The 505-nt window shown below is 65.1% G+C and carries 2 protein-coding genes; both read right to left on the bottom strand.

Annotated elements, in window-relative coordinates:
* The coding region (locus tag NK987_RS21500) for a glutathione S-transferase N-terminal domain-containing protein (protein ID WP_420841196.1) at positions 1–125 on the bottom strand (125 nt) is incomplete at its 3' end.
* A gap of 80 nt (positions 126–205) precedes the next feature.
* On the bottom strand, positions 206–505 hold a 300-nt coding region (locus NK987_RS21395; RefSeq protein ID WP_259265508.1), incomplete at its 5' end, for an EamA family transporter.

The following is a 505-nucleotide window of genomic DNA, read 5'->3' as shown; positions in this document are numbered from 1 at the left end:
ACCGCCTCATCGGCCGATTTGGTCATTACCAATTCTTCCTCGAAGGGGATGCCCTTCTCCAACAGGGCCAGCTTGACCTTGTTGTAATAGTTGGACAGCGAGAAGCCGCACAGCGTGATCGTCATGGTTTGTCTCCGGCAGGTCTGGGGGTGGCGGCAGTCTAAGCGGGCCGCAGGGCAGCGGCTGCCGCGCTGGAGACAGGCGACTATTTCCTGTTGACCAGGGCCACGCCGGCCGCCAGCGCCACCAAGGCCACGCCCAGGCGCAGGCTGATGCTCTCGCCCAGCAAGAGCGCGCCGGCCAGCAGACCGAACAGCGGCGTCGACAGCGTGAAGCTGGCCAGCCGGGTGGCCGGATAGTGGCGCACCAGCCAGAACCACATCAGATAGCTGGCAAACCTGACGATCACGGTCTGGAACAGCATCAGGCCCGAGAGCCGCATCGACCATTGCAGCGGCAGCGTCTCGCCCATCAATGCCCCCGCCGCGACCAGGCCCACACCCCC

Origin of the sequence: Aquiflexum gelatinilyticum, from assembly GCF_024813435.1 — a bacterium.
In the GTDB taxonomy this organism is placed as follows: domain Bacteria; phylum Bacteroidota; class Bacteroidia; order Cytophagales; family Cyclobacteriaceae; genus Cognataquiflexum; species Cognataquiflexum gelatinilyticum.
Note: the sequence above shows the minus strand (reverse complement) of the source record. Positions and strands in the feature narration are given on the sequence as shown.